The organism is Xanthomonas cannabis (assembly GCF_040616535.1).
Classification (GTDB): Bacteria; Pseudomonadota; Gammaproteobacteria; order Xanthomonadales; family Xanthomonadaceae; genus Xanthomonas; species Xanthomonas cannabis.
The window spans coordinates 21271-46950 of sequence record NZ_CP136580.1 but is presented as its reverse complement, the minus strand read 5'-3'; the positions used below and the strand labels follow the sequence as shown (position 1 = coordinate 46950).

Here is a 25680-nt window from a genome sequence, read left to right as displayed (position 1 = left end):
TGCGCAGGAAGCGGAGCGACGTGCGTTCATCGGCACGCCTACCCCTTCAACACCAGCGACCCCTCCGGGTATCTGTCGCACATGAAGTCCACGAAGGCGCGCACCTTGGGCGCCGCCAGCCGCCTGGAGGTGTGCAGCACCCACAGTGCGGGTTCGGCATTGGCGATCGTGCCCCACTGGATCAACTCGCCGCGCGCCAGTTGCTCCCATGCGATCGACTGCGGGAGCAGCGCCACGCCGCCGCCGGCGATGGCGGCGTCGCGGACCATCAGGAACGAGGAAAGCCGCATCCGCGGAATCGGCTCGAGGACCAGGCGCCCGCCATCCAGCGTCCAGGTGGTGGGCTCGAAGCTCGACATCACCACGCTTGCCACCTGATGCACCGCATCGCCTGACGGCATCGCGATGGACGGTGCGGCCACCACCACCAGACGGTCCCTGGCAAAGCACCGGCCGACCAGGTTGCTGTCCGGGCTGGGGTTGATCCGGATGGCCGCATCGAATTGCTCTTCCACCAGATCGACCGTGCGGTCTTCGGCCACCACCTCCAGCGTGATCTCCGGATAGGCCGCGCAGAAGTCCGCACCGATGCGCCCCATCGCCAGTTGCGAGAACAGCACGGGCGCGGCCACGCGCAGACGTCCGCGGGGGACGGCGCTGCCCTCGCGCGCAGCGGCCAATGCCTCGGCCAGTTCGAGCAGCGGCAGTTCCGTGCGCTCCATCAGCAGCTGGCCGGCGTCGGTAAGCCTGAGGCCACGCGCGCTGCGCTCCACCAGCCGCACGCCCAGCTGGTGCTCAAGCTCGGCAATGCGCCGCGACAGGGTCGCCTTCGACCGGCCACTGGCGCGGCTGGCCTTGCCCAAGCCCTGGTTGGCGGCCACCAGCGAGAAGTCGGTCAGTGCATTGAGGTCCATGGTGTTCCAGCTTTGAGACGCGGTGTCTACATCGTGGCGTCTTCGTCTTGGAACCGCAACGGCATAAGGTCTGTTCACCGCCACTCACCCCGAGCAATTGCCATGAACACCACAACCCAACGCGCTGTCCTGATCCGGGCCTACGGTGGCGCCGATGCCGCCGAGCTCGCCACCGTCCCCACACCGCAGGCAGCACAGGGCCAGGTGCTGGTGCGCGTGCACGCCGCCGGCGTGAACGGCATCGACTGGAAGGTCCGCGCCGGGCTGGTCCGCGAGGTCTTTACGCTGCCGCTGCCGATCGTGCTGGGCGTCGAACTGGCCGGTGTGGTCGCAGCCGTCGGGCCCGGCAGTACGCGCTTCCAGGTCGGCGACCGAGTGATGGGCACGCTGGCCGCGCTCGGTGCGTACGCCGAATACGTTGCCGTCGACGAGGCCAGGCTGGCCCGCATCCCGGACGGGATGGATGCTCCACAGGCCGCCGCCCTGCCATTGGCCGCCGTCTCTGCCTGGCAGAGCCTGCACCATGCGGGGCCGCTACAGGCCGGGCAGCGCATCCTGATCCATGGCGCCGCCGGCGGGCTGGGTGGTCATGCCGTGCAGTACGCCAAGCGCGCGGGCGCCGAGGTGATTGCCACCGCCGCGACGCCGCACCTGGCGTATGTGCGCAGCCTGGGTGCAGACCAGGTCATCGACCATCGGACGCAGCGCTTCGAAACCCTCGTGCATGACATCGACCTGGTCCTGGACTACGTCGGCGGCGAGGTGCTGGACCGCTCCTGGCAGGTGCTGGCGCCGCACGGCGCAATCGTCGGCACCAGCTCGCCGGACATCCTGGCCCGTACCCCGCCCGGTCGCCGCGGCCTGTGGTTCGTCAACCAGCCGGACGTCGCGCTGCTGGAGACGCTGGCCGCAGAGGTCGTGACCGGCGCGCAGACCTCCACGGTCAGCGAGGTCGTCGGCTTCGCGCAGATCCCGCAGGCCATCGAACGCAATCGCACCGCCTCACGCGCCGGCAAGGTCGTGGCGGACCTGTCGCGCTGAGTTCCCCGTTCCCCGCATCCACCCATCATCCACAACAGGAGAGTCACATGAGCATTCTCGTCACCGGTGCCACCGGCACCATCGGTTCCCTCGTCGTCCAGGGCCTGGCCGAGGCCGGCGCCCGGGTCAACGCGCTGGTGCGCCAGGCCGGCAAGCGCACCTTTCCCGCAGGTGTCACCGAGGTCGTGGCCGACCTCACCGACGTGGCATCGTTGCGCGCAGCGCTGTCATCGGTACGCACCCTGTTCCTGTTGAACGCGGTTACCCCCGACGAAGTGACCCAGGCGCTGATCGCCTTGAACCTTGCCAAGGAGGCGGGCATCGAGCGCATCGTCTATCTGTCGGTGATTCATGCCGACACGTTCACCAACGTGCCGCATTTCACCGGCAAGCACGCGGTCGAGCGCATGATCGAACAGCAGGACATGCCCGCCACGATCCTGCGGCCTGCCTACTTCATGCAGAACGATGCCACGGTCCAGCAGACCATCCAGGACCACGGCCTCTACCCGATGCCGATCGGCGCGGCAGGTGTGGCCATGATCGATACCCGCGACATCGCCGCGATCGCCGTGAGCGAGTTGCTGCGGCGCGACCGGGCGACTGCGGCGCTGGAGCGCGTCACGCTCGAGCTGGTCGGCCCGCAGGCGCTGACCGGCACGGACGCTGCAAAGGTGTGGAGCGCAGCGCTTGGCCGCGAGATTGCCTACGCCGGCGATGACGTGGCCGCCTTCGAAGCGCAGCTGGCCACCTATGGCCCGTCCTGGCTGGCGTACGACATGCGCCTGATGATGGCCGGCATCCAGCGCGGCGGCATGCACGCCGCCGACGGTGCGGTGGACACGCTGCAGGCCATTCTGGGGCGCCCGCTGCGCACCTACGAAGCGTTTGTGCGCGAGGCCACGGCGCAAGGGTGAACCGGTTGCACCGCACGCGCGTGTCGTATGCGCTTGCGGTGCACCGGTGCCTGCCAGCCGCGTTGCAGATGCCCTGACGGCCTGCAGCGCGGCCGCGTTGTTTCACCACACTGCACGGTCGTGCCGGCGGCGCTGCGCAACACCGGGTGATCAATACCGTCAACGCGCGGCGACGGGCAGCAGGTCCAGGCGCTGTACAGGGCCGACCACTGCATCAAGCATGGTCACGCGGTGGACATGCCAGCGACGGCACCACCGCGACAACCATCTGCGTGCCCACGCATCACGTGATGGCAGCACCTTCGCCAACGGCAACGCGCACCCGGGCCACACATCAGCCAATGCCGGCGCGGCCGTCTTCATGCCACACCAACAACGGCTTCTTCACGCTTGCGCCATTCTTCCGCTGGAGACGCCCGATGATTCGCACCCTCGCCCCGCTCGCCGCCGTGCTGCTGCTCTCGGCCTGTGCCTCCAACCAGGTCGCGCAGGTGCAACCCATCGATGGCGTCATCTCCGGCCAATGCCATATCGAAAAGGTCCGCGGCATCGTGGGCCTGGCCGCAGCCGCGCAGACCATCGAGCGCGCACGCGTGGACAGCGACAGCCTGCAGGTGAGCGTGCGCCGCGGCGAACGCACCACCGGCGGCACCACCGCCAGCGGCCTGGCCGACCCGGCGCAGGGTGCCAGCGAAAGCGGCGGCGACCACCTGAGCATCGAAACCGGCCCGACCAACAACATCACCGCGGTGTATTGCGGCTGAGGAATCGGGAATCGGGAATCGGGAATCGGGAATCGGGAATCGGGAATCGGGAATCGGGAATCGGGAATCGGGAATCGGGAATCGAAAAGCATCGCGGCTTTTCGGTCCCGGGTCGCTCCCGCTCACTTGCGCCTGGAAGCGCCCTTTGCCGCTGTCTTGAGCTTGGCGCGCGAGGCGGTGAGGAACTTCAGCGTGGCCGCCTCCCATTGCCGCTCGCCGCGCACGCCACTGGCCATGGCCTGCAGCTCGCCGGCGCGCCAGCCTTCGAACACGCAGGGGTCGATGTAGGCCTTGCGGCACACCGACGGCGTATTGCCCAGCGCGTCGGCCACCTCGCGGATGACATCGTTCTGCACCTGCTTGAGCGCGCGCTCGCTGCTGCGCTCGGGCAACGGCAGCCGCGCCAGGCGCTGCAGCGCCGCCAGCGTGCCGCCCCAAGTGCGGAAATCCTTGGCGGTGAAGTCCTCGCCCATCGCCTCGCGCAGGTAGTCGTTGACCTCGCCCGAGTCCACCGGCTGCAGCTGGCCATCGTCGTCGCGGTACTGGAAGAGCGACTGCCCCGGCAGCTGCTGGCATTCACGGATCAATTTGACCAGGTGCTTGTCGTCCACCTCGATCTCGTGATCCTGCCCGCTCTTGCCGCGGAACTTGAGCCGTGCACGCCCGCCCTTGAGAAACTCCATGTGCCGGTTGCGCAGCGTGGTGAGCCCGTAGGAGCGGTTGCTGCGCGCATATTCGGCATTGCCCACGCGCACCAGGGTGTCGGCCAGCAAGGCCACCACGATCGCCAGCACCTTCTCGCGCGGGAAGCCCGGCAGCGCCAGATCGCGTCGCAGGCGCCGCCGCAGTTTGGGCAATGCGGTGCCAAAGGCGATCACGCGCTCGAACTTGCCTTCGCCACGCACCTGCGCCCAATCGGCGTGATAGCGGTATTGCTTGCGCCGCCGCGCATCGCGGCCGGTGGCCTGCAGATGCCCGTTGGGCTTGGCGCAGATCCACACCTCGGTGTACGCCGGCGGGATGGCCAGCGAGCGGATGCGCTGCAAGGTGTCCGCATCGGCGATGCGATCGCCGTCGGCACTGCGGTAGCTGAAACTCTTGCCTGCCTTGCGCCGGCTGATGCCGGGCTGCTGGTCGTTGACATAGATCAGCCCGGCCGCGCGTGCGGTGGCCTTGGCCTGCGCGACGGCGGCCACGGTGGCGACGGCAGCGCTGGCCACCGCCGCACCGGTGGCGACGCTGGCGAGCTTGCCGACGGTGCTGGCCGTGGCGGCGGCATTGCGAAGAACACGTTTGGCTTTCATTGCGCACACGTCGAGGGACTGGCGCCGATTGTTGGGCCGGGCAGGACTAGGCCGCGTCAACGCAACGACAACGCCGTGTGGGCACGCGATGCCCGTCGCGCGACTTTGTGCTTATGCTTGGAGCATCCCCCTTTGCTGGAGTCATCGATGCGCGCTGTCCTGCCTATTGCCCGCCTGGCCTGCACCCTGGTCGTGCTGACTGCATTGACCGCCTGCAACAAACCGCAACCCGATGAGCAGGAAGCGGTCACCGCCACTGCCCAGCACGCGGCCGAACAAGCCTCTGCGCCTGCGCCGGATGCCGCGCCGGACGCCCCGCCGATCGGCAGTTGCGATGCCACCCAGGTGCAATCGCTGGTGGGTCAGGCGTTGACCGATGCGGTGAGCGAACAGGCGCGCAGCGATGCGGGCGCCAAGTCGGTGCGCGTGCTCAAGCCCGGTCAGATGACCACCATGGAATTCAACGGCGAACGGCTCAATCTGGAAGTGGACGCCAAGAACGCCATCGCTTCGGTGCGCTGCGGCTGAGCATGCCCTGGCGCCTGCCGCCGGACAGGCGCCAAGCCAGCTGGCACAAGGGCTTTCAGCCGGTCTCGTTGCAGCTGTAACGGTGTATTGCGGCACCGCATCAACTGTGGTCTAGTCGATCATCCGGTGACCTCTTCGAAACGCTCCACGGATCGAGCGCTGCAACGTCGCCGCCGCTCTCCTAGATCGCAACGAGGCACACATGGCCCCCCGCACTCGCCAAGGGCTCCACGACTACGGTCTCTACAACAGCGTGCGCGATGAGCGCGACGCCTGTGGTTTTGGCATGGTCGCCCAGCTGGACGACCAACCTTCCCGCTCGCTGGTGGACACCGCGATCGCGGCGCTCTCGCGCATGACCCACCGCGGCGGTGTGGCGGCCGACGGGCTCACCGGCGATGGCTGCGGCTTGCTGATCCGCAAACCCGATGCGTTCTTGCGCGGGCTGGCACGCGATGCCGGCATCACCCTGGGCACGCGCTATGCGGCCGGTGTGGTGTTCCTGCCGCTGGACGAGGCCGAAGCCGCACGATGTCGCGCCGAACTGGAAACCCAGTTGCACAGCGCCGGCGTGCAGTTCCGTGGTTGGCGCGTGGTGCCCACTGACGACAGCGTGTGCGGCCAGCTGGCCCGCGACACCTTGCCGCGCATCGAACAGGTGTTTGTCGATGCCGGCGCCGAGCAGAGCGAAGACGGCTTCACCCTGGCGCTGTTCCTGGCGCGCCGCCGCGCCGAGCAGGCGCTGCATGCGGTCGAAAATTTCTACGTCACCACCCTCTCGCCCAATGGCATCAGCTACAAGGGCATGGTGCTGCCGGACAAGCTGAGCACGTTCTACCCGGACCTGCAGCGCAGCGACCTGTCCTCCAGCGCGATCGTGTTTCACCAACGCTTTTCCACCAACACGCTGCCGCGCTGGCCGCTGGCGCATCCATTCCGCCTGCTCGCGCACAACGGCGAAATCAACACCATCGAAGGCAACCGGCGCTGGGCGCAGGCGCGCAGCAAGGTGTGGCAGACCCCGCGTTTCGATATCGCCGAATTCGACCCGGTGATCTCCATGCACGGCTCCGATTCGCAGAGCCTGGACAACATGCTGGAGCTGCTGATCGCCGGTGGCATGGACCTGCTGCAGGCGCTGCGCATCCTGGTGCCGCCGGCGACCCAGTCGCTGGAGTTCAAGGACGCCGATCTGGCTGCGTTCTATGAGTTCTATGGCCTCAACACCGAGCCGTGGGATGGCCCGGCCGGCATCGTGGCCTGCGACAGCCGCTATGCGGCCTGCATGCTCGACCGCAACGGCCTGCGCCCTGCCCGCTGGATGCTGACCTCCGACCGCCACTTCCTGGTGGCCTCCGAAGCCGGTGTGTGGGAACTGCCCGCCGAGCGCATCACCCGCAAGGGCAAGCTGGGCCCGGGCGAGATGATGGCGATCGATCTCAAGCGCGGCGACCTGCTCGATTCGGACGCCATCGACCGCATCAACCGTGCGCGCGCGCCGTACAAGCAATGGCTGCAGCAGGGCGTGACCTACCTGCAGACCGAATTGATCGACCCCTCGCTGGTGGAAGAACCCTTCAGCGAGCAGACCTTGCGCAGCTATCACAAGCTGTTCCAGCTCAGCACCGAGGAAGTGGAACAGGTGCTGCGCCCGCTGGCGGAAACCGAGCAGGAAGCCACCGGCTCGATGGGCGACGACACCCCGATGGCGGTGCTCAGCCGCCAGACCCGGCCGTTGTACGACTACTTCCGCCAGGCCTTCGCGCAGGTCACCAACCCGCCGATCGACCCGCTGCGCGAAGGCATCGCGATGTCGCTCACCACCCAGCTCGGCAAGGAGACCAACATCTTCCATGCCGGCGCGGAGACGGTGAACCACGTCATCCTCAACTCGCCGGTGCTCAGCCAGCGCAAGCTGCGCCAGCTGCTGAAGATGGAGCAGTACGTCGAGCGCAACCGCCTGATCGACCTGTCCTACAGCGTGGAAGAAGGCCTCAAGGCCGGCCTGGAACGCATCTGCCAGGAAGTGGAAGCCGCAGCGCGCGCCGGTGCGGTGATGCTGCTGCTCTCGGACCGTTACCCGGTGCCGGACCGGCCGATGGCGCATGCGCTGCTGGCCACCGGCGCGGTGCATCACCACCTGTGCAAGGTGGGCCTGCGCTGCGACGTCAACCTGATCATCGAGACCGGCACCGCGCGCGATGCGCACCACATGGCCTGCCTGCTCGGTTTCGGCGCCACCGCCGTGTACCCGTACCTGGCCTACCAAACCCTGTTCGACCTGGGCCGGCGCGGCATCCTGCAGCTGAGCAAGGGCGGCGAGCAATCGCAGATCGGCCGCCGCTACCGCAAGGGCATCTACAAGGGCCTGTCCAAGATCATCTCCAAGATGGGCATCTGCACCATCGCCAGCTACCGCGGCGCGCAGTTGTTCGAGATCGTCGGGCTGGACCCGGACGTGGTGGAGCTGTGCTTTGCCGAGACGCCTGCACGCATCGGCGGTGTAGGTCTGGCGCGACTGGACACCGAGGCGCGCGAGCTCACCGCACGCGCCTGGAACGACCAGCTCAAGCCGGAAGTGGGCGGCCTGCTCAAGTACGTGCACGGCGGCGAGTACCACATGTACAACCCGGACGTGGTCATGACGCTGCAGCGCGCCACGCGTACCGGCGATGCCGGCGACTGGCAGAAGTACGTGGACGCAGTGCATTCGCGCCCGGCCTCGACGCTGCGTGACCTGGTCCAGCTCAAGCGTGCCGATACCCCCACCCCGCTGGATGAAGTCGCCCCCGCAGCCGATGTGCTGCGCCGTTTCGACAGCGCCGCGATCAGCCTGGGCGCGTTGTCGCCCGAGGCACATGAAGCGCTGGCCATTGCGATGAATCGGCTGGGCGGGCGCAGCAATTCCGGCGAAGGCGGCGAAGACCCGGCCCGCTACGGCACCGAGAAGCGCTCCAAGATCAAGCAGGTGGCCTCCGGCCGCTTCGGCGTGACCCCGGAATACCTGGTCAACGCCGAAGTGCTGCAGATCAAGGTCGCCCAGGGCGCCAAGCCCGGCGAGGGCGGCCAGCTGCCCGGCCACAAGGTCAACGAACTGATCGCCCGGTTGCGCTACGCCAAGCCCGGCATCGGCCTGATCTCGCCGCCGCCGCACCACGACATCTATTCCATCGAAGATCTGGCCCAGCTGATCTACGACCTCAAGCAGGTCAACCCCACCGCGCTGGTGTCGGTGAAGCTGGTGGCGCATGCCGGCGTCGGCACCATCGCCGCCGGTGTGGTGAAGGCCGGCGCCGACCTGATCACCGTGTCCGGCCATGACGGCGGTACCGGTGCCAGCCCGGTCAGCTCGATCCGCTATGCCGGCGTGCCGTGGGAACTGGGCGTGGCCGAGTCGCACCAGGCGCTGGTGGCCAACGACCTGCGCGACCGCACCATCCTGCAGACCGACGGCGGCCTGAAGACCGGCCTGGACGTGGTCAAGGCCGCGTTGCTGGGCGCCGACAGCTTCGGCTTCGGCACCGCGCCGATGATCGTGCTGGGCTGCAAGTACCTGCGCATCTGCCACCTCAATAACTGCGCCACCGGCGTGGCCACCCAGGACGAGCGCCTGCGTGCCGGCTACTTCACCGGCCTACCGGAGCGGGTGGAACATTTCTTCCGCCTGCTGGCCGAAGAAGTGCGGCAGTGGTTGTCGTACCTGGGCGTGCGTTCGCTGGACGACATCGTCGGCCGCACCGACCTGCTGGAGCAATTGGAGGTCTCGCCACGCGCCGGGGTCAAGGTCGATCTGTCGCGCCTGCTCACCCATGCGCGCTACGACGGCAGCCACTGCGCCGCCCAGCGCCTGTACGAATCGCCGGACAGCCTGGCCACGCAGATGGACGGCCTGCTGGCCGATGCAATCGCCAACAAGACCGGCGGCGACCATCGCTTCCTGATCCACAACACCGACCGTTCGATCGGCGCGCGCCTGTCCGGCGCCATCGCGCGCGTGCACGGCAACCACGGCATGAGCGATGCGCCGTTGAACCTGCGCTTCCGCGGCACCGCCGGGCAGAGCTTCGGCGCGTTCAATGCCGGTGGCCTGCAGCTGGAGCTGGAAGGCGAAGCCAACGACTACGTCGGCAAGGGCATGGCTGGCGGCCGGCTGGTGGTGCGCCCGCCGCGTGGCGCGCGCTTCGAGGCGCGCAGCACGCCGATCGTGGGCAACACCTGCCTGTACGGCGCCACCGGCGGCGAGCTGTTCGCGGCCGGGCGCGCGGGCGAGCGCTTTGCGGTGCGCAACTCCGGCGCGCTGGCGGTGGTGGAAGGCGCAGGCGACCACTGCTGCGAATACATGACCGACGGTGTGGTGCTGGTGCTGGGCAAGGTGGGCCTGAACTTCGGCGCCGGCTTCACCGGCGGCTTGGCCTATGTGCTGGATATCGAACGCGACTTCGTGGACCGCTACAACCACGAGCTGATCGACATCCACCGCGTCTCCGCCGAAGGCTTCGAGAACCATCGCCAGCACCTGCACACCCTGATCAGCCGCCACCGCGAGCTCACCGGCAGCATCTGGGCGCAGCAGATTTTGGACGAGTTCCGCGACTACATCGGCAAATTCTGGCTGGTCAAACCCAAGGCCGCCAGCATCGAGTCGCTCACCGAGTCGCTGCGGCGCGCCGCCTGAGTTGTGCTCCCCTCTCCCGCTGGCGGGAGAGGGGTCGGGGGGTGAGGGCGTGTGCCCGCCAACCCTCATCCGCCCCTTCGGGGCACCTTCTCCCGCACGCGGGAGAAGGACTGCAGTCGCAATGCTGGCAGCACATCGTCAGAGTCGTCGCAGTGCTCCCCTCTCCCGCTGGCGGGAGAGGGGTCGGGGGTGAGGGCGCAGGCCCGCCAACCCTCATCCGCCCCTTCGGGGCACCTTCTCCCGCGTGCGGGAGAAGGACCGCAGTCGCAATGCTGGCAGCACATCGTCAGAGTCGTCGCAGTGCTCCCCTCTCCCGCTGGCGGGAGAGGGGTTGGGGGTGAGGGCACAGGCCCCGCCGCCCCTCATCCGCCCCTTCGGGGCACCTTCTCCCGCGTGCGGGAGAAGGACCGCAGTCGCAATGCTGGCAGCACATCGTCAGAGTCGTCGCAGTGCTCCCCTCTCCCGCTGGCGGGAGAGGGGTTGGGGGTGAGGGCACAGGCCCCGCCGCCCCTTTTTCTGCCCCTTCGGGGCACCTTCTCCCGCACGCGGGAGAAGGGAATCAGCCACGGATTTTCTTATGAGCCGCAAGCAAGCCTTCCAATTCCTCGACCTGCCCCGGACCATGCCCACGCGCATCCCGGTGGAGCTGCGTACCTCCGGCGACTGGGGCGAGTTGTACGGCAAGTTCGACAAGGCCGACGCGCAGTACCAGTCCGGCCGCTGCCTGGACTGCGGCAACCCGTACTGCAGCTGGAAATGCCCGGTGCACAACGCCATCCCGCAGTGGCTGCAGCTGGTGCAGGAAAACCGCATCGAAGAAGCCGCCGCGCTATGCCATTCCACCAATCCGCTGCCGGAAGTGTGCGGGCGCGTGTGTCCGCAGGACCGCCTGTGCGAAGGCAGCTGCACGCTGGAGGAATTCGGCGCAGTCACCATCGGCGCGGTGGAAAAGTACATCGTCGATACCGCCTTCAAGATGGGCTGGCGCCCGGACCTGGGCAATGTGCAGCCCAGCGGCCACCGCGTGGCGGTGATCGGCGCAGGCCCGGCCGGACTGGCGTGTGCAGACCGGCTGGTACGTGCCGGTATCGAGGCGGTGGTCTACGACCGCTATGAGCAGATCGGCGGCCTGCTGCAGTTCGGCATCCCCAGCTTCAAGCTGGACAAGTCGGTGATCGGCAAGCGTCGCGACATCCTGGAAGGCATGGGCGTGCAGTTCCGCCTGGGCGTGGAGATCGGCAAGGACGTCAGCATCGAACAGCTCCTGGGCGAATACGACGCGGTATTCCTGGGTACCGGTGCCTACCGCTACACCGACGGCGGCCTGCCCGGGCAGGACCTGAAGAACGTGCTGCCGGCGCTGCCGTTTCTGGTGCAGAACAGCCGCATCGTCAGCGGCAACGACCCGCATGGCCGGCCGATCGCCGGTTGGGAAGACCAGCTCGCCCTGCCCGACCTCAACGGCAAGCGCGTGGTGGTGCTGGGCGGCGGCGACACCGGCATGGACTGCGTGCGCAGCGCCATTCGCCTGGGCGCGGCCAAGGTCACCTGCGCGTATCGCCGCGACGAGGCCAGCATGCCCGGCTCGGCGCGCGAGGTGGCCAACGCGCGCGAAGAAGGCGTGCGCTTCCTGTTCAACCGCCAGCCGCTCTCGATCGAATCCGGCGCCGACGACGAAGCCATCGGCGTGACCGTCGTGGAAACCAGGCTCGGCGACCCCGACGCCAGCGGCCGCCGCAATGCGGTACCGGTGGAAGGCAGCGAATCGCTGCTGGAAGCGGACGTGGTGATCATCGCCTTCGGCTTCTCGCCCACCCTGCCCGACTGGCTGGCATCGCAAGGCGTAGAGGCCGGCAGCAACGGGCGCATCGTCGCCCCGGCAGAGGGCCATGGCCGCCTGCCCTACCAGACCAGCAACCCGCGCCTGTTCGCCGGCGGCGACTGCGTGCGCGGTGCCGACCTGGTGGTCACTGCTGTGGCCGAAGGCCGCGACGCGGCAGGAAGCATCGTGCAGATGCTCGGAGTGAAAGCGCAGGTCAAGGAGCCGGCGGCGGCGTAGGGCGTGAGCGTATGCTACGCGGCATGAAGAGTTCCGCCACAAATCTGGATGAGACATCAAAGCGCGTCGCATGGTGCTGCGCGCTTCTCACTGCCGCATTCACTGCTACGGCTTTTGAGTGGTCCTTCGCTGCGAGGACAGGCCAGCTGTTGGTAATGCTCATTCTATTTGGGGTCACTGGGTTGCTTGGAGCAGCCCCGTACGCCATTTACTCTTTTTTCCTACCGGTATCAAAAGCAGGCCCGGTACTGAAGCTGTTTGTGTTGTGCACTCTCGTCGCACTTTCACTCGCGCCAAACGTGTGGTGGATTGCAAAAAATGTCCGTACCGATGGCTGGCACTTTTTCATTGTTCCGGCACTGCAGATATTTTACCTTCTTGTCGTCGTCCCCTACATTATCCTGCTCTCGCATGCTCTCTGGCGAAAATTGGATCGTAGGCACTCTGCACCTAACGATTCACTTTAAACTGAAGCTAGCTCTTTGCATGGTTAATTTTGTGCTTACGCTCGTGGAAGCGAATAGCTGCACTTTCCATCGTGGCTAAAAGCATTTTAGATCGTAACCGTGCAAACCCGTAAAGGGCCGCTTGGGCACCTCCTGCCGATCTGATCGTCAGAAGTAGTTCGACTCTCGATCACAGCAGATTACGACGCTATTCAATCTCAACGACAGGTCCGTAGACGGATCGCATGATGAAGCTAAATTCCAATGCAAATCTCGTCGCCAGCTTGCCTTTTGGCCCTCGTCGCATTTCCAATGATTTGGGCTGGTTATCGATTCTTCTGGAGCAGATATGCGCAACCCACTGTTCGCTCACGTGTCGTCCTTGGCAGCGTGTTGTCACTGTGCATGGGTATGACTCCAGCACTGATGGTATGGCAGGCATTGGTAGTAGGTGCAGTGTCATGTAGGCGCTGTAGCGCTGGGTTTTTCACCGCTTCTTACGATCCGTTTCCGTATTGGCTGACGGTCCTAATTCTCTATACAGCAGCAATCACGATGTTGTCTGGTTTTGTTTTTTCTATCGCTGCAATCATGCGCTGGTCGCGACATCAATCTTGATACTTTGTCGCAGTATCAAGACCGCTGAGCAGCTCGATGCGTATCCACGCTTTCAAGATCAGTTATTGCTTCGTCTCTTTTCTTGCGAGTGACAGGCCGCTGCGCGCCACCGCTTGCGCTCGACGACGCAAGCGGTGGCATCACACCCTGCCGCAATCGCGAATCAGGCCGCCTTGTCCAGCGAGGCCATGTCGATCACGAAGCGGTACTTCACGTCGCCCTTGAGCATGCGCTCGTAGGCCTCGTTGATTTCGTCGGCGCGGATCGTTTCGATGTCCGAGACGATGTTGTGCTTGGCGCAGAAATCCAGCATTTCCTGGGTCTGGCGGATGCCGCCGATCAATGAGCCGGCCAGGGTGCGGCGCTTCATCACCAGGTTGAACACGCTCGGTGACGGATGCGACTGCTCGGGCACGCCCACCAGCACCATCGCGCCATCACGCTTGAGCGCGTTGAGGAACGGGTCCAGGTTGTGCGGCGCGGCCACGGTGTTGAGGATGAAATCCAGAGTGTTGTACTGCGCGGCCATCTGCGCCTCGTCCTTGGAGATCACGACCTCGCTGGCGCCCAGGCGCAGCGCGTCGGCGCGCTTGCCTTCGGAGGTGGTGAACAGCACCACGGTGGCGCCCATCGCCTTGGCGATCTTCACCGCCATGTGGCCCAGGCCGCCCAGGCCGACCACGCCCACCTTCTGCCCGGGGCCCACCTTCCAGTGCGCCAGCGGCGAATAGGTGGTGATGCCGGCGCACAGCAGCGGTGCCACCGCAGCCAGGTTGTCCGAATGGGAGATGCGCAGCACGTACTTCTGGTCGACCACGATATGGTCGGAGTAACCGCCGTAGGTGTTCTCGCCGCCGCCGAACATCGGGCCGTTATAGGTGCCGGTAAAGCCGGCTTCGCAATATTGCTCTTCGCCCTCCTGGCAGGAGGCGCAGCTGCGGCAGCTGTCGACCATGCAGCCGACCCCGGCCAGGTCACCAACCTTGAAGTCGGTCACGGCATCACCCACCGCAGTCACGCGGCCAACGATCTCGTGACCGGGAACGGATGGGTACAGGGTGTTGTGCCATTCATTGCGTGCGGTGTGCAGGTCCGAGTGACAGACGCCGCAGTAGGCAATGTCGATCTGCACATCATGCGGGCCGGGCGCGCGCCGTTCGAACACGAATGGGGCAAGCGGCTGGTCGGCGGCTTGGGCGGCAAAGGCGTGGGCTTGGCTCATGGAATACTCCGGGACGTTGCGTCACCCACAACAGATGCGGGCGACAGGAAAACAGTGGCGGTAGCTTAAGACAGCGTCCCGTCGCGCTCATGCGACAGTGCGTCTTGTGTGTCCTCTTGCGAACGCTACCGCAGGCGCATCATGCGCTGCGCCGGGTTTTTGCGCGATCAAATCCAGGGCGCACGCGTGAATGGCACGCTAACGTGCAAGCTTCTAGGCTCACCGGGCAGCCGATCGCCCTGCACCATCTCCTGCTGGCCGTGCCCTCCCCCCGCGGCCACCCACGTCGATGCCGAAGGAGGCTTCCATGTTCCGCGCTCCCCCGCTACTCCCATCCTTGCGCAATGCCGCGCTTGCACTGACCTTGCTGGCGGCCCTGCCGCTGGCGCAGGCCAAGGAACCTGGCCGTCCCGGAAAAGAGTCCACCGGCCTGAAATATGTCGGGGTCAATCTGTCCGGTGCCGAGTTCAACTCGCGCAAGAAGCCCGGCACCTTGTTCAAGGACTACACCTACCCGTCCGCGTCGGACTTCAGCTACTTCGCCGGCAAGGGCATGAATACGATGCGCCTGCCTTTTTTGTGGGAACGCCTGCAGCCCGAACTCAACGGCAACCTGGACGCGGCCCAGCTCGGACTGATCAAAAAATCGCTCGAAGCCGCCAAGGCCAACAAGCAGTACTTGATTCTGGACCTGCACAACTACGCCAAGTACGGCGGCCAGCGCATCGGCACCAACGAGGTTCCCGCTGCCGCACTGGCCGATCTGTGGCGCCGGCTGGCGCTGGAGTTCAAGGACGACAAGGCGGTGATCTTCGGGCTGATGAACGAGCCCAACGGCATTTCAGCCCCGGACTGGGCCAACGCCGCGCAGGGCGCGATCAACGCGATCCGCAAGACCGGCGCCAAGAATCTGATCCTGGTGCCGGGCACCGCGTACACCGGCGCGCACAGCTGGCGCAGCACCAGCTACGGCGTCTCCAACGCCAAGGCGCTGGAAATCCTCAAGGACCCCGGCAACAACCTGGCCTTCGAAGCGCATCAGTACCTGGACAAGGACTACAGCGGCACCAAGCCGGTGTGCACCAGCGATTCGGTGGGCGAAGAAAAGCTGCGCGGCTTCACCGCGTGGCTGCGCGAGAACAAGCAGAAAGGTTTCCTGGGCGAATTCGGCACGGCCAACAATCCGGTCTGCGACAAGGCACTGGAAGGCATGCTGACGTATATGGAACAGAACAGCGACGTGTGGCTGGGCTGGACCTGGTGGGCTGCCGGCGCGTGGTGGAAGCCGGATTACCCGTTCACGGTGCAACCGGGCAAGGACGGCAGCGACAAGCCGCAGATGCGCATCCTGAGCAAGTACGCGCGCCGCGCCGGAAAGTAACCGGCCTCGCCTGCACGGGACGGTGGCCGCAGCGCGCAGCTGCGGCCATTTCTTTTGCGCCAACGTTGCACTGCGACGCCTTAGCCGTGATGGCGATGTTCGTGGCGGCGGCACCGCCACACCGATCACCTCGACCAGTGCAGGTGACTTTTTCCGCGCCACGCGCAAACGCGGCAGCGTTCGCTGGCGCCGGATCGATCGCCGCATTGCGCCGCCGTGAGGCGATCAAGGCGCACATCTGAATCCATGCGATGCATCGACCGGATCGACGCGCCCGCGGCCGCGTAACTGCGATTGACCGCACAGCTTCGCAGTCCGATACCTAGCATCCGTAGTTTGCGTGCACGCATACGCCTACTGTGGTGACGGATGCGTCATCGTGGCGCACTCGCGCCAACAACGACGCGACGCATCGCCCTCTGTCGGTCTTTAGGAGTTCCCCCATGCTGTCCCCCACTTCCCACACGCATGCGCTGCGGCGCTGCGTGCTGCCCATGCTATTGCTCGCTGCCATGCCGTTTGCGCATGCACAAGGCACGACCGGCCTGAAGTATGCCGGCGTCAATCTCTCCGGCGCGGAAATCAAGTCCTCGCAAAAACCCGGCGTGCTCAACGTCGATTACCTGTACCCGGCTGTTGGCGATTACAGCTATTTCGCCGGCAAAGGGATGAACACCATTCGCCTGCCCATCCTGTGGGAGCGTCTGCAACCCAAGGCCGGCGGCGAGTTGGATCCGGCGCAGCTGGCGTTGCTCCGGCAGGCCGTCGCCAACGCCAAGGCGGCGAAGATGTACCTGATCGTGGATGTGCATAACTACGCCAAGTACTACGGCAACAAGGTCGGCACGCAGAAGGTGCCCATCGCCACGCTGACCGATCTATGGCGACGCCTGGCCATTGCGTTCAAAAGCGACAACGCGGTGATCTTCGGACTGATGAACGAGCCCTACGACATCAACCCGCAGTCCTGGGCTGCCGCCGCGCAGGCATCCATCGACACCATCCGCAAGACCGGCGCCAATAACCTGATCCTGGTCCCGGGCGCGCTATGGAGCGGCGCGCATAGCTGGTACTCCACAGTGGCCGGGCAATCCAACGCGGTGGCGCTCGCCACTCTGCGCGACCCGCTCAACCGCTATGCGGTCGAAGTGCACCAGTACCTGGATACGGACTCCAGCGGCACCGTTGGCGGATGCGTCAGCAAGGAGATCGGCGTCAAACGCCTGGAAAGTTTCACCCAGTGGCTGCGGATCAACAAAAAACGCGGTTTTCTCGGCGAATTCGGCACCGGCAACAATGTCACCTGCAATGCCGCGCTGGAAGGCATGTTGAAGTACATGGAAACCAACAACGATGTATGGACCGGCTGGACCTTCTGGGCTGCGGGTAAATGGTGGAACGGCAAATACCCCTTCAACGTGCATCCGGACGCGCAGGGACGTGACAAGCCGCAGATGTCGATCCTGAGCCCGCATGCCAGGCGGGTGACCAAGACCCCTTAGTCCCACGCGGAGGTGCGAGGCACCGCCGTGACCTGCAGCACCTCGCCTCCACCGTGCGCCAGCCGCATGGCGGCGTCATGGCGCCAGTGCACTGGCGCCATGTGATCGGCAGCAAGCGCGTCCGTACGACGTTATCTCGACAATTCGCGCCGTCGCCGCAGCAGCGAAGGCGCTAGACCGCCTTGCAATGGCGGCGGTCGTATCAACGCGCTATCACGCGCAGACCATTTCGAGATCTGTGACTGCGATCCAGTGCACACATTTACTTCACATTTACTCGGCTAGGCATTTGGGCACAGCAGATGCATTGGAAGGGACAGATGCGGCGCACCTCGCGCAGATCGTCCACAGCGGGTCGCACGCATCGCCCCCCGCCGTCGAAGGAGTTGTCCCATGTCTGCTGTGCCTCTTGCGCTGCGCAATTTGATCCGTGGCGCGCTGTTGTTCTCCATGCTGTGCATTCTGCCGCTGGCCAACGCGCAAACGCGCGTGCTCACGTATGCCGGCGTCAACCTGTCAGGCGCCGAATTCGCATCGTCGAAAAAACCCGGCGTGCTCAACAAGGACTATATGTACGCCGCTGCCAGCGATTACACGTATTTCGCTGGTGTCGGCATGAATACGATCCGCCTGCCCATCCTGTGGGAACGCCTGCAACCCAGCGCGCGCGGCGAGCTGGACCCGGTACAGCTGGCGCTGGTGCAGCAGGCCGTGGCGCGTGCCAAGGCCTCGGGCATGTATCTGGTGATCGATATCCATAACTACGCCAAGTATTACGGCTACAAGATCGGCGGGCCGGAGGTTCCGGTGGCCACGTTCACCGATCTGTGGCGGCGCCTGGCGCTGGCATTCAACGGCGACAACGCGGTGATTTTCGGGCTGATGAACGAGCCGAACAATATCTCCGCCAGCGAGTGGGCGGGCGCGGCGCAGGCTGCCATCGATACCATCCGCAGGACCGGCGCCACCAATCTGATCCTGGTGCCCGGCGCGTTGTGGACCGGTGCCCACAGCTGGTATTCGCCGACCAACGATGGGTATTCCAACGCCACCGCACTGGCCTCCATCTACGATCCGCTCAACCGGTATGCGTTCGAGGTGCATCAATATCTGGATATCGATTCCAGCGGCACGTCCAGCGTCTGCGTCAGCTCCACCATCGGCGCCGAGCGCCTGCGCAACTTCACCGAATGGTTGCGCATCAATCGCAAGCGCGGCTTCCTCGGCGAATTCGGCACCGCCAACAACGCGGTCTGCAACGAGGCGCTACGCGGCATGCTCGGGTACATGGAAAGCAATGCCGACGTGTGGCTGGGCTGGACCTGGTGGGCCGCCGGCTCGTGGTGGAACCTGTCGTATGCCTACAACGTGCATCCGAACAAGGACGGCACCGACAAACCGCAGATGACCATCCTCTCGCCGCAGGCGGCACGCGCCACGCGCGCACCGGTTGCTGCCGCCCGCGTACCGGTTGCGGGTAAAACACGCTGACCAGGCCCGTATCGTCGAGCCGCCGCAAGGCGGCTTTTTTGGGCATGCTGAAGTGACGGAAACCCGCTCGGCAAATCCGCCAGGCGCAGGGATGTAAATCGACAGTGCAGGGCAGGTGAAACAGCCCATGGTGATGTCAGTTAACTGAATTTCCCGCATGGAAGAGGCCGGGTTTTCACCCTGTCACGATCCGCCCGCGGCGAGCATGGCGGCACTTCACAGCAGGAGCCTCTCATGGCACATCGCATGATGACCACCGCACTGATCGGCGCGCTGGCGCTCGTTTCGCAAGGCGCCGTCGCACAGGAGGCCGCCAAGCCGGCCAAGGCACTGACTTCCAACGAAGTCACCAGCATGCTGGCCGCCAAGGGTTACACCAAGGTGCACGACGTCAAGTTCGAGCACGGTGTCTGGACGGCCGATGCCCGTAGCGGCGACGGCAAGGATGTGGATGTCCACATCGACCCGGTGACTGGCCGTGTGTATGGCGACCAGACCACCTCGCGCCTGAGCGAAGCCGATGTCCGCGCCGCGCTGTCCACCGGCGGTTATGCCGACGTGCACGACCTGAAATTCAAGGACGGCTTGTGGAAGGCCGACGCCAAGCGCAACGGGCAAAAGGTCGAGCTGCACGTCGACCCCGACGATGGGCATGTGGTCAGCGTGGATAACGACTGAGCACGCTCAACGTGCATCGACGCGTAGGCGTTTGAGCGGGTAGGGCGGTGCGGTGTTGCAAGGTGCAGCGTGCACGATGCGACAGCCAGGCCGCCTAGCCGCTTTGTTAGCGGCGACTGAGCCGCCAGCCTGCGAACGGTTGCGACCAATGCGCACGCAGTCGCTGTAAAAGAGGGCCTCCCGATCGGGAGGCCCTTTGCGTTGGCGGCACACACTGGCCATTTGCCGCACAGATACTTGCCACCCATGCGCCGCCGCAGGGCCGGCAGCGCATCCAAAGGGCTTAGCGGGCAGGCGCGGTGTCGTTCGATTTCGCGCCTGGCGTGTTCGCGCGCGCTGCGTCCGCGTCGCCATCGGCCTGTTCGGCCTCCGCGGCCGTGCCTGCGGCTGGCTTGTTGGCCATCATGCGGTCGCGGGCGGCCTTGAACGGGTTGCCGGGATACCAGTTGGGCCAGCGCTCGCCGGCGGCGACCTCCTTGCCGACGTCGTAGACCGCCTGGAGGTCTTCGATGGTGCCGTCCAGCTTCCAGGTGGCTGCGTCGTATTCGTCGCCGGGGGCATGATAGCGGTGGCGGCCGTAGTCCTCGGCCGCGGCACGTCCGGCAGCGGTGCCGCCCTCGCGCAGGTCTTCGCCGCCATCGGCATACAGCGCCGGCACGCCGGCTTTGGCGAAGTTGAAGTGGTCCGAGCGGAAGTACGAGCCGCTTTCCGGGGTGGCTTCGGCGTGCAGGGTGCGGCCCTGCATCGCGGCAATCGGCTTGAGGATGTCTTCCAGCTCCGAGCTGCCCATGCCGACCACGGTGACATCGCGCGCGCGCCCGGCCACCGACATCGCATCCAGGTTGATCACCGCCGCGATCTTGTCCAGCGGGAAGCTCGGGTTGGCCACGTAGTACTTGGAGCCGAGCAGGCCGGATTCTTCCAGCGTCACCGCCACGAACACCACCGAGCGCGCCGGCTTGGGGTCCTGGTGCGCGAACGCATCGGCAATTTCCAGAATCCCGGCCACGCCGGTGGCGTTGTCCACCGCGCCGTTGTAGATGTTGTCGCCGCTTTCGCCCGGATGCTTGCCCAGGTGGTCCCAGTGCGCCATGTACAGCACCGCCTCGTCGGCATGGCTGCTGCCGGGCAGCACGCCGACCACGTTGCGCGAGGTCTTCTGCGCGATGGTGCTCTTCAGGTCCACCGACCAGCTGGCCTTCAACGGCACCGGCTTGAAGCCGCGCTTGCTGGCGTCCTTGTAGGCCTGCGCCAGGTCCAGCCCGGCATTGGCGAACAGCTGCTTGGCGGTGTCGGCGCTGATCCAGCCCTGCACCGGCAGGCGCGGGTCCGGGTCGTCCTTGGCCGGCAGGTCGTATTGCGGGCCGGACCAGGAATTTTTCACCACGTCCCAGCCGTAGCTGGCACCGGGCGTGTCATGCACGATCAACGCGGCGGCCGCGCCCTTGCGCGCGGCTTCCTCGAACTTGTAGGTCCAGCGCCCGTAGTAGGTCATGCGCTTGCCGTCGAACAGCTTGGCATCGCCGGTGTGGAAGCCGGGGTCGTTGACGAACATCACCACGGTCTTGCCTTTCCAGTCCTGACCGGCGTAATCGTTCCACTGCTGCTCGGGCGCATCCACGCCGTAGCCGACGAACACCAGCTCGCTGTTGTCCAGCTTGACCTCCGGCTGGCCGGTGCGGGTGCCGACCACGATGTCGGTGCCGAAGGCGAGGGTGCGGGTCCGCTCGCCGCTGCGCAGGCTCGGTGCGGTGGCCGCATCGGCGGTGGTCTCCACCATCGGCACGTCCTGGAACCAGCTGTCGCCATTGCCCGGCTGCAGGCCGATGCGCTGCATCTGGTCGCGGATGTAGGTCACGGTCTTTTCTTCGCCGGGCGTCCCCGGGCCGCGGCCTTCGAAGTCGTCCGAAGCCAGTGTCTTGACCAGCTCGGCAAAGTCGCCGGCGGTCAGCTCCGGCGAAAACGCGTGCCGGCTGACCGGTGCGCTGGGTGCGGTGTCCACCGGCGTTTGCGTCGCCGGTGTGGCCGGCGTGTCGGCAGCGTCGCGCTTGCAACCGGCCAGGGCCAGGGTTGCGGCCAGGCACAACAGGATCTTGCGGGGCATCGGAACTCCTCGTGCGACGGAGTTCCGATCTTAGAGCGTGCGCGTGGTGAGCGCGTCAGTCCTTGGGCGCCACGTCCGAATCGAAGCTGCGCGCGGTGGCGCCGGTGACCGCGCCGACCTTGGCGGTGCGATGCACGTACAGGTCGACCTCGCGCTCGAACTCCAGGGGTCCGTCAACCACGGCCTTGGGACCGATCACCACCCGCGGCTTGCGCGCCGGCTTGAAGGAAAAGCCGAAGTTCGGCTTGGTCACCTTGATGCCGCCGCGCACATGCGAATCCACCCCGACGGTGATGTCGCCGTTGACCGTCTCGATCCCCTTGCCGAGTTCGGTTGCCACCAGGCCGATGCTGCCGTTGACGGTTTCCACCCCAGCGCTGATCTGGCTGCCGCGTTCGGTGAGGATGCTGCCGTTGACCGTTTCCAATCCGCCGGACACGGTCACTTTCTGGCCCACGGTGATCGAGCCGTTGACCGTTTCCACGCCACCGGTGCGCGCGTTCTCGCCGATGCGGATGCCGCCGTTGACGGTCTCCACGTCCCTGGTCTGCGCACCGGCGCCCACCTCGATGGAACCGTTGACCGTTTCCAGATCGCCGTAGCTGCGGCCAGGTTCGGCGCTGATGCGGCCATTGACCTTGCTGATGTCCTCGTCGGCCCAGGCGCTCGTGCTGAGCAGGGACAACGCCAGGAGAAGAGATTGGGGCTTCATGCTGAACCTCGCGCGGTGGCGGCTGTCTGGGGCGTGGCGGTGATCACACCATGGGTGGCTACAATCGCGCACCTGCCTGAAGTCACTGGATCTTTCGTTGCCCCCGTTGCCCGTCCCGCTGCCGCGCCCATCGCTTGCCCCAGCCATTGGCTGCGCGCGCCATTGGCTGGCAGCCGCGCTGGTGGCGTGCACGCTGCTGGGCAGCGGCGCAGTGGCGGCGCAAAGCCAGCGCGAGACCGAGCGCAAGCTGCAACAGCTGCGCGATGAACTCAAGACCATCAGCGCCGATCGGCGCGCGCTGGAAGGCAAGCGCGGCACCGCGGCCCAGCAACTGCGCCAGGCCGACGAAAAGGTGGCAAAGACCGCGCGTGCCCTGAGCGACACCGAAGCGGCAATGCGCGCACAGGAGCAGCGCCTGTCCACGCTGCAGCAGGACCGCGCGCAATTGCAGCGTGGCCTGCAGACGCAGCGTGCGCAGCTGGCGGCGCTGCTGCGCGCAGCCGACCAGGTCGGTCGCAACGCGCCGCTGAAGGTGTTGCTGTCGCAGGACACGGTGGGCGATGCCAGCCGCATGCTGGCCGATCACCGTTACGTGCAGAACGCCCGCGCACAGCGCATCCAGGCGCTGGCCACGCAGCTGGATGCCCTGGCCAGGGTGGAACAGGACATCGCCTCCCGGCGCCAGGCACTGGATGCCGCGCGCGCGCAACAAAAGGCCCAGGCCGCCACCTTGCAGAAGGACCGCTCGCAGCAGGCGGCCACGGTCGCGCAGCTGGACGATCGCTACAAACAGCGCGCCGAACGCGAAAAGGCGCTGGGCCAGGACGCCAAATCGCTGGAACAGCTGCTGGCCAACCTGCGCGCGGCTGCCGCCAAGGCCGAGGCCGAGCGTCGCGCCGCCGCCAAACGCGCCGCTGCCGAAGCCGCCGCGCAGGCCAAGCGCGGCAAAACCGAGCGCCCCGAGCGTCCCGGCAAGACGCCGCCCAAGGTGGTCGCCACTGCACCGGCGCCCAAGGTCGGTGGGCTGAGCTGGCCGGTGTCGGGCAACCTGCTGGCACGCTTCAATGCCACCTTGCCCGATGGCCACACCAGCAAGGGCGTGCTGATCGGCGCGCCCAAGGGCACCACGGTGACCGCAGTGGCCGACGGCACCGTGGTGTTTTCCGACTGGATGACCGGCTACGGCATGATCCTGATCGTGGACCACGGCAACGGCTACATGAGCCTGTATGCGCATAACGACACGTTGTTGCGCGACGCCGGCGCAGCGATCAAGCGCGGCGAGGCGGTGGCCAAGGTCGGCAGCTCGGGCGGGCAGGGCGTGCCGGCGCTGTACTTCGAATTGCGGCGTAATGGCCAGCCGGTCGATCCTTCGAGCTGGTTGCAACGGCGGTAGTGCTTGGCCGCAGCAGCAGCACGCGACGCACGACGATAGCCAGGCGTTCGCCGGGACATCGCTTACCGACACATCGCTGTCGCGGGCAACGTGCCTGGCGTGTCGGCGTGTCGGCGTGTCGGCGTGTCGGCAGCATGCAGGTTCACCACGTCAGTCGGATGCCGTGGTCTCCACGATGGTGCCGACGTCCTCCGATGCTGCGCTGCCTTGCCAGCTGGCGGCTGTCGAACTACCGGCGTGGCCGGCGCGCGATTCAACGCGGATTTACCGCTGCTTCGCGCATAATCGGTCAGCTCCGTCGTACGGGGCGTCTTATTTCTTTGTCGGAGTGCTTCATGCGCGTAGCCGTCCTGTCCGTTGCCTTGTCGCTGGCCTTGTTCGCGTCGCCTGGTTGGGCGCAGACCGCCCGTCCCGCCGCCGCCGCTGCCCAGGCCACTGCGGACGACCCGGAAGCCAATGAAGCCGCCGTCTCCAAGGTGCCGCTGGACGAGATCCGCCGCTTTGTGGCGGTGTACAACGCGGTCAAGCAGGCCTACGTGGACCCGGTCGAAGACAAGAAGCTGATGCACGCCGCCGTGCGTGGCCTGCTATCGGATCTCGACCCGCACAGCACCTACTTCGACAAGGAAGACGCCGAGGCCTTCGACGAGCAGGCCAGCGGCGCCTACGACGGTATAGGCGTGGAGCTGCTGCAGCAGCAGGACAACACGCTCAAGGTGATCGCACCGATCGATGACACCCCGGCCGCACGCGCGGGCATCCGTGCCGGCGATGTCATCGTGGCCATCGACGGCAAGCCGATCGATGCCAGCAAGGCCATGGAGCCGCTGCGCGGCGAATCCGGCAGCAAGGTCACCCTGACCATCGTTCGCGACAAGGCGCCCAAGCCCTTCGATGTGACCCTGCAGCGCCAGACCATCCGCGTGGCCAGCGTGCGCAGCAAGCTGCTGGAGCCCGGCTATGGCTACATCCGCATCAGCACCTTCCAGGCCGATACGGGTGCCGATTTCCAGAAGAACCTCAAGCAGCTGCAGGCCGGCGGCAAGTTGCGCGGCCTGGTGCTGGACCTGCGCAGCAACCCGGGCGGCCTGCTGACCTCGGCGGTGCAGGTGGCCGACGATCTGCTCGACAAGGGCAACATCGTCAGCACCCGCGGGCGGATCTCCATCAGCGATGCCAAGTTCGACGCCACCCCGGGCGATCTGCTCGGCGGCGCACCCGTGGTGGTGCTGGTGGACGCCGGCTCGGCCAGCGCCTCGGAAGTGTTGGCCGGCGCGCTGCGCGACAACCAGCGCGCGCGCATCATCGGCAGCCGCACCTTCGGCAAGGGCTCGGTGCAGACCGTGCTGCCGCTGGATAACGGCGATTCGGTCAAGCTCACCACCGCGCGCTATTACACGCCCAGCGGCAAGTCGATCCAGGCCAGCGGCATCGTGCCGGAAGTGCTTCTGACCCCCGAACCGCAGCCGGGCGACGCCGATGTGCCGGCCAGCCTGACCGACTACAGCGAAGCCACCTTGCCCGGCCATTTGCGTGGCGACGACGAGGGCGAAGAAGGCTACAGCGCCGGCGATGTGTTGCCGGGCGACGGCCCGATCACCGCGGCGCTGGCCGAACTCAAGCAGCCCGGCTCGGCGGCCAAGGCGCAAGCGGCCCGCAAGGCCAAGGCCCAGGCCGCCCAGAAGGCCAGGGCAGCGACCAAGCCCGCCTCCGAGGCGAAGCCGGCAGCGCCGCGCCCGGCGGCGACCGACAAGGCCAAGCCGGCAGAACCCGCCGAGAAAGCCAAGCCCGCTCCCTCCGCGGACCCGGCACCGCCGGCAGACACGCCGGCTCCGGTCGAACCGGCCAAGTAAGCGGCGAGCTGGTGCAAGCGCAGGTCGGCCGATGCCCGCCTGCGCATTGGAATCTGCAATGCGCACGTGTTCATG

Annotated in this window: 17 protein-coding genes; 12 read left to right on the top strand and 5 right to left on the bottom strand. The window is 66.2% G+C overall.

Going from position 1 to position 25680, the window contains the following annotated elements; genetic code table 11:
• Window positions 1-38: 38 nt before the first annotated feature.
• Window positions 39-914 carry a LysR family transcriptional regulator gene (locus tag RZV17_RS00185; protein ID WP_166751532.1) on the bottom strand — a complete coding sequence of 292 codons (876 nt, stop codon included), beginning with the start codon at window positions 912-914 and terminating at the stop codon, window positions 39-41.
• Between the two features lie 102 nt (window positions 915-1016).
• Here RZV17_RS00185 and RZV17_RS00180 point away from each other — a divergent pair, with 102 nt between their 5' ends.
• The 3 genes from RZV17_RS00180 (at window position 1017) to RZV17_RS00170 (ending at window position 3636) form a co-directional block, all read left to right on the top strand.
• Window positions 1017-1955 (top strand): NADP-dependent oxidoreductase, encoded by a 939-nt coding sequence (locus RZV17_RS00180; protein ID WP_179456206.1) that lies wholly within the window; start codon window positions 1017-1019, stop codon window positions 1953-1955.
• Window positions 1956-2002: 47 nt separating this feature from the next.
• On the top strand, window positions 2003-2872 hold the full coding sequence (locus tag RZV17_RS00175; RefSeq protein WP_355606159.1) for an NmrA/HSCARG family protein: 870 nt from the start codon (window positions 2003-2005) through the stop codon (window positions 2870-2872).
• A gap of 419 nt (window positions 2873-3291) precedes the next feature.
• The gene (locus tag RZV17_RS00170) at window positions 3292-3636 is read left to right on the top strand and encodes a hypothetical protein (protein WP_047697028.1); all 345 of its coding nucleotides are present in this window, start codon (window positions 3292-3294) and stop codon (window positions 3634-3636) included.
• A 122-nt stretch (window positions 3637-3758) separates the two neighbouring features.
• Here RZV17_RS00170 and RZV17_RS00165 read toward each other — a convergent pair whose 3' ends face one another.
• Window positions 3759-5030, bottom strand: coding sequence for a DNA topoisomerase IB (locus RZV17_RS00165; RefSeq protein ID WP_355609548.1), 1272 nt, complete (start codon window positions 5028-5030; stop codon window positions 3759-3761).
• Between the two features lie 57 nt (window positions 5031-5087).
• Here RZV17_RS00165 and RZV17_RS00160 point away from each other — a divergent pair, with 57 nt between their 5' ends.
• The 3 genes from RZV17_RS00160 (at window position 5088) to RZV17_RS00150 (ending at window position 12202) form a co-directional block, all read left to right on the top strand.
• Window positions 5088-5468: an I78 family peptidase inhibitor gene (locus RZV17_RS00160; RefSeq protein ID WP_047697031.1), complete on the top strand. Its 381-nt coding sequence runs from the start codon at window positions 5088-5090 to the stop codon at window positions 5466-5468.
• Between the two features lie 202 nt (window positions 5469-5670).
• Complete coding sequence (gene gltB / locus RZV17_RS00155; protein ID WP_355606156.1) at window positions 5671-10143, top strand: glutamate synthase large subunit; 4473 nt, start codon at window positions 5671-5673, stop codon at window positions 10141-10143.
• Window positions 10144-10720: 577 nt separating this feature from the next.
• Window positions 10721-12202, top strand: coding sequence for an FAD-dependent oxidoreductase (locus RZV17_RS00150; protein ID WP_355606153.1), 1482 nt, complete (start codon window positions 10721-10723; stop codon window positions 12200-12202).
• A 1227-nt stretch (window positions 12203-13429) separates the two neighbouring features.
• Here the strand turns inward: RZV17_RS00150 and RZV17_RS00145 are convergent.
• The gene (locus RZV17_RS00145) at window positions 13430-14488 is read right to left on the bottom strand and encodes an NAD(P)-dependent alcohol dehydrogenase (RefSeq protein WP_047697037.1); all 1059 of its coding nucleotides are present in this window, start codon (window positions 14486-14488) and stop codon (window positions 13430-13432) included.
• 307 nt (window positions 14489-14795) lie between these two features.
• On the opposite strand from RZV17_RS00145, the gene RZV17_RS00140 reads away from it, so the two are divergent.
• The 4 genes from RZV17_RS00140 (at window position 14796) to RZV17_RS00125 (ending at window position 19540) form a co-directional block, all read left to right on the top strand.
• Window positions 14796-15869 carry a glycoside hydrolase family 5 protein gene (locus RZV17_RS00140; protein ID WP_047697039.1) on the top strand — a complete coding sequence of 358 codons (1074 nt, stop codon included), beginning with the start codon at window positions 14796-14798 and terminating at the stop codon, window positions 15867-15869.
• Between the two features lie 494 nt (window positions 15870-16363).
• Window positions 16364-17371, top strand: coding sequence for a glycoside hydrolase family 5 protein (locus RZV17_RS00135; RefSeq protein ID WP_355609545.1), 1008 nt, complete (start codon window positions 16364-16366; stop codon window positions 17369-17371).
• A 393-nt stretch (window positions 17372-17764) separates the two neighbouring features.
• On the top strand, window positions 17765-18862 hold the full coding sequence (locus tag RZV17_RS00130; RefSeq protein ID WP_104580356.1) for a glycoside hydrolase family 5 protein: 1098 nt from the start codon (window positions 17765-17767) through the stop codon (window positions 18860-18862).
• A gap of 234 nt (window positions 18863-19096) precedes the next feature.
• Window positions 19097-19540, top strand: coding sequence for a PepSY domain-containing protein (locus RZV17_RS00125; RefSeq protein WP_047697046.1), 444 nt, complete (start codon window positions 19097-19099; stop codon window positions 19538-19540).
• 283 nt (window positions 19541-19823) lie between these two features.
• Here the strand turns inward: RZV17_RS00125 and RZV17_RS00120 are convergent, their stop codons facing one another.
• Complete coding sequence (locus tag RZV17_RS00120; RefSeq protein WP_184368417.1) at window positions 19824-21644, bottom strand: M28 family metallopeptidase; 1821 nt, start codon at window positions 21642-21644, stop codon at window positions 19824-19826.
• Between the two features lie 55 nt (window positions 21645-21699).
• The gene (locus RZV17_RS00115) at window positions 21700-22356 is read right to left on the bottom strand and encodes a hypothetical protein (RefSeq protein WP_039411656.1); all 657 of its coding nucleotides are present in this window, start codon (window positions 22354-22356) and stop codon (window positions 21700-21702) included.
• 97 nt (window positions 22357-22453) lie between these two features.
• Between RZV17_RS00115 and RZV17_RS00110 the strand changes: the two genes are divergently transcribed.
• Together RZV17_RS00110 and RZV17_RS00105 are read left to right on the top strand one after the other, a co-directional pair.
• Entirely contained in the window at window positions 22454-23752 is a 1299-nt protein-coding gene (locus RZV17_RS00110; RefSeq protein WP_228334686.1) for a murein hydrolase activator EnvC, read from the top strand.
• A gap of 335 nt (window positions 23753-24087) precedes the next feature.
• Complete coding sequence (locus tag RZV17_RS00105) at window positions 24088-25605, top strand: S41 family peptidase (RefSeq protein ID WP_355606147.1); 1518 nt, start codon at window positions 24088-24090, stop codon at window positions 25603-25605.
• Window positions 25606-25680: the final 75 nt, after the last annotated feature.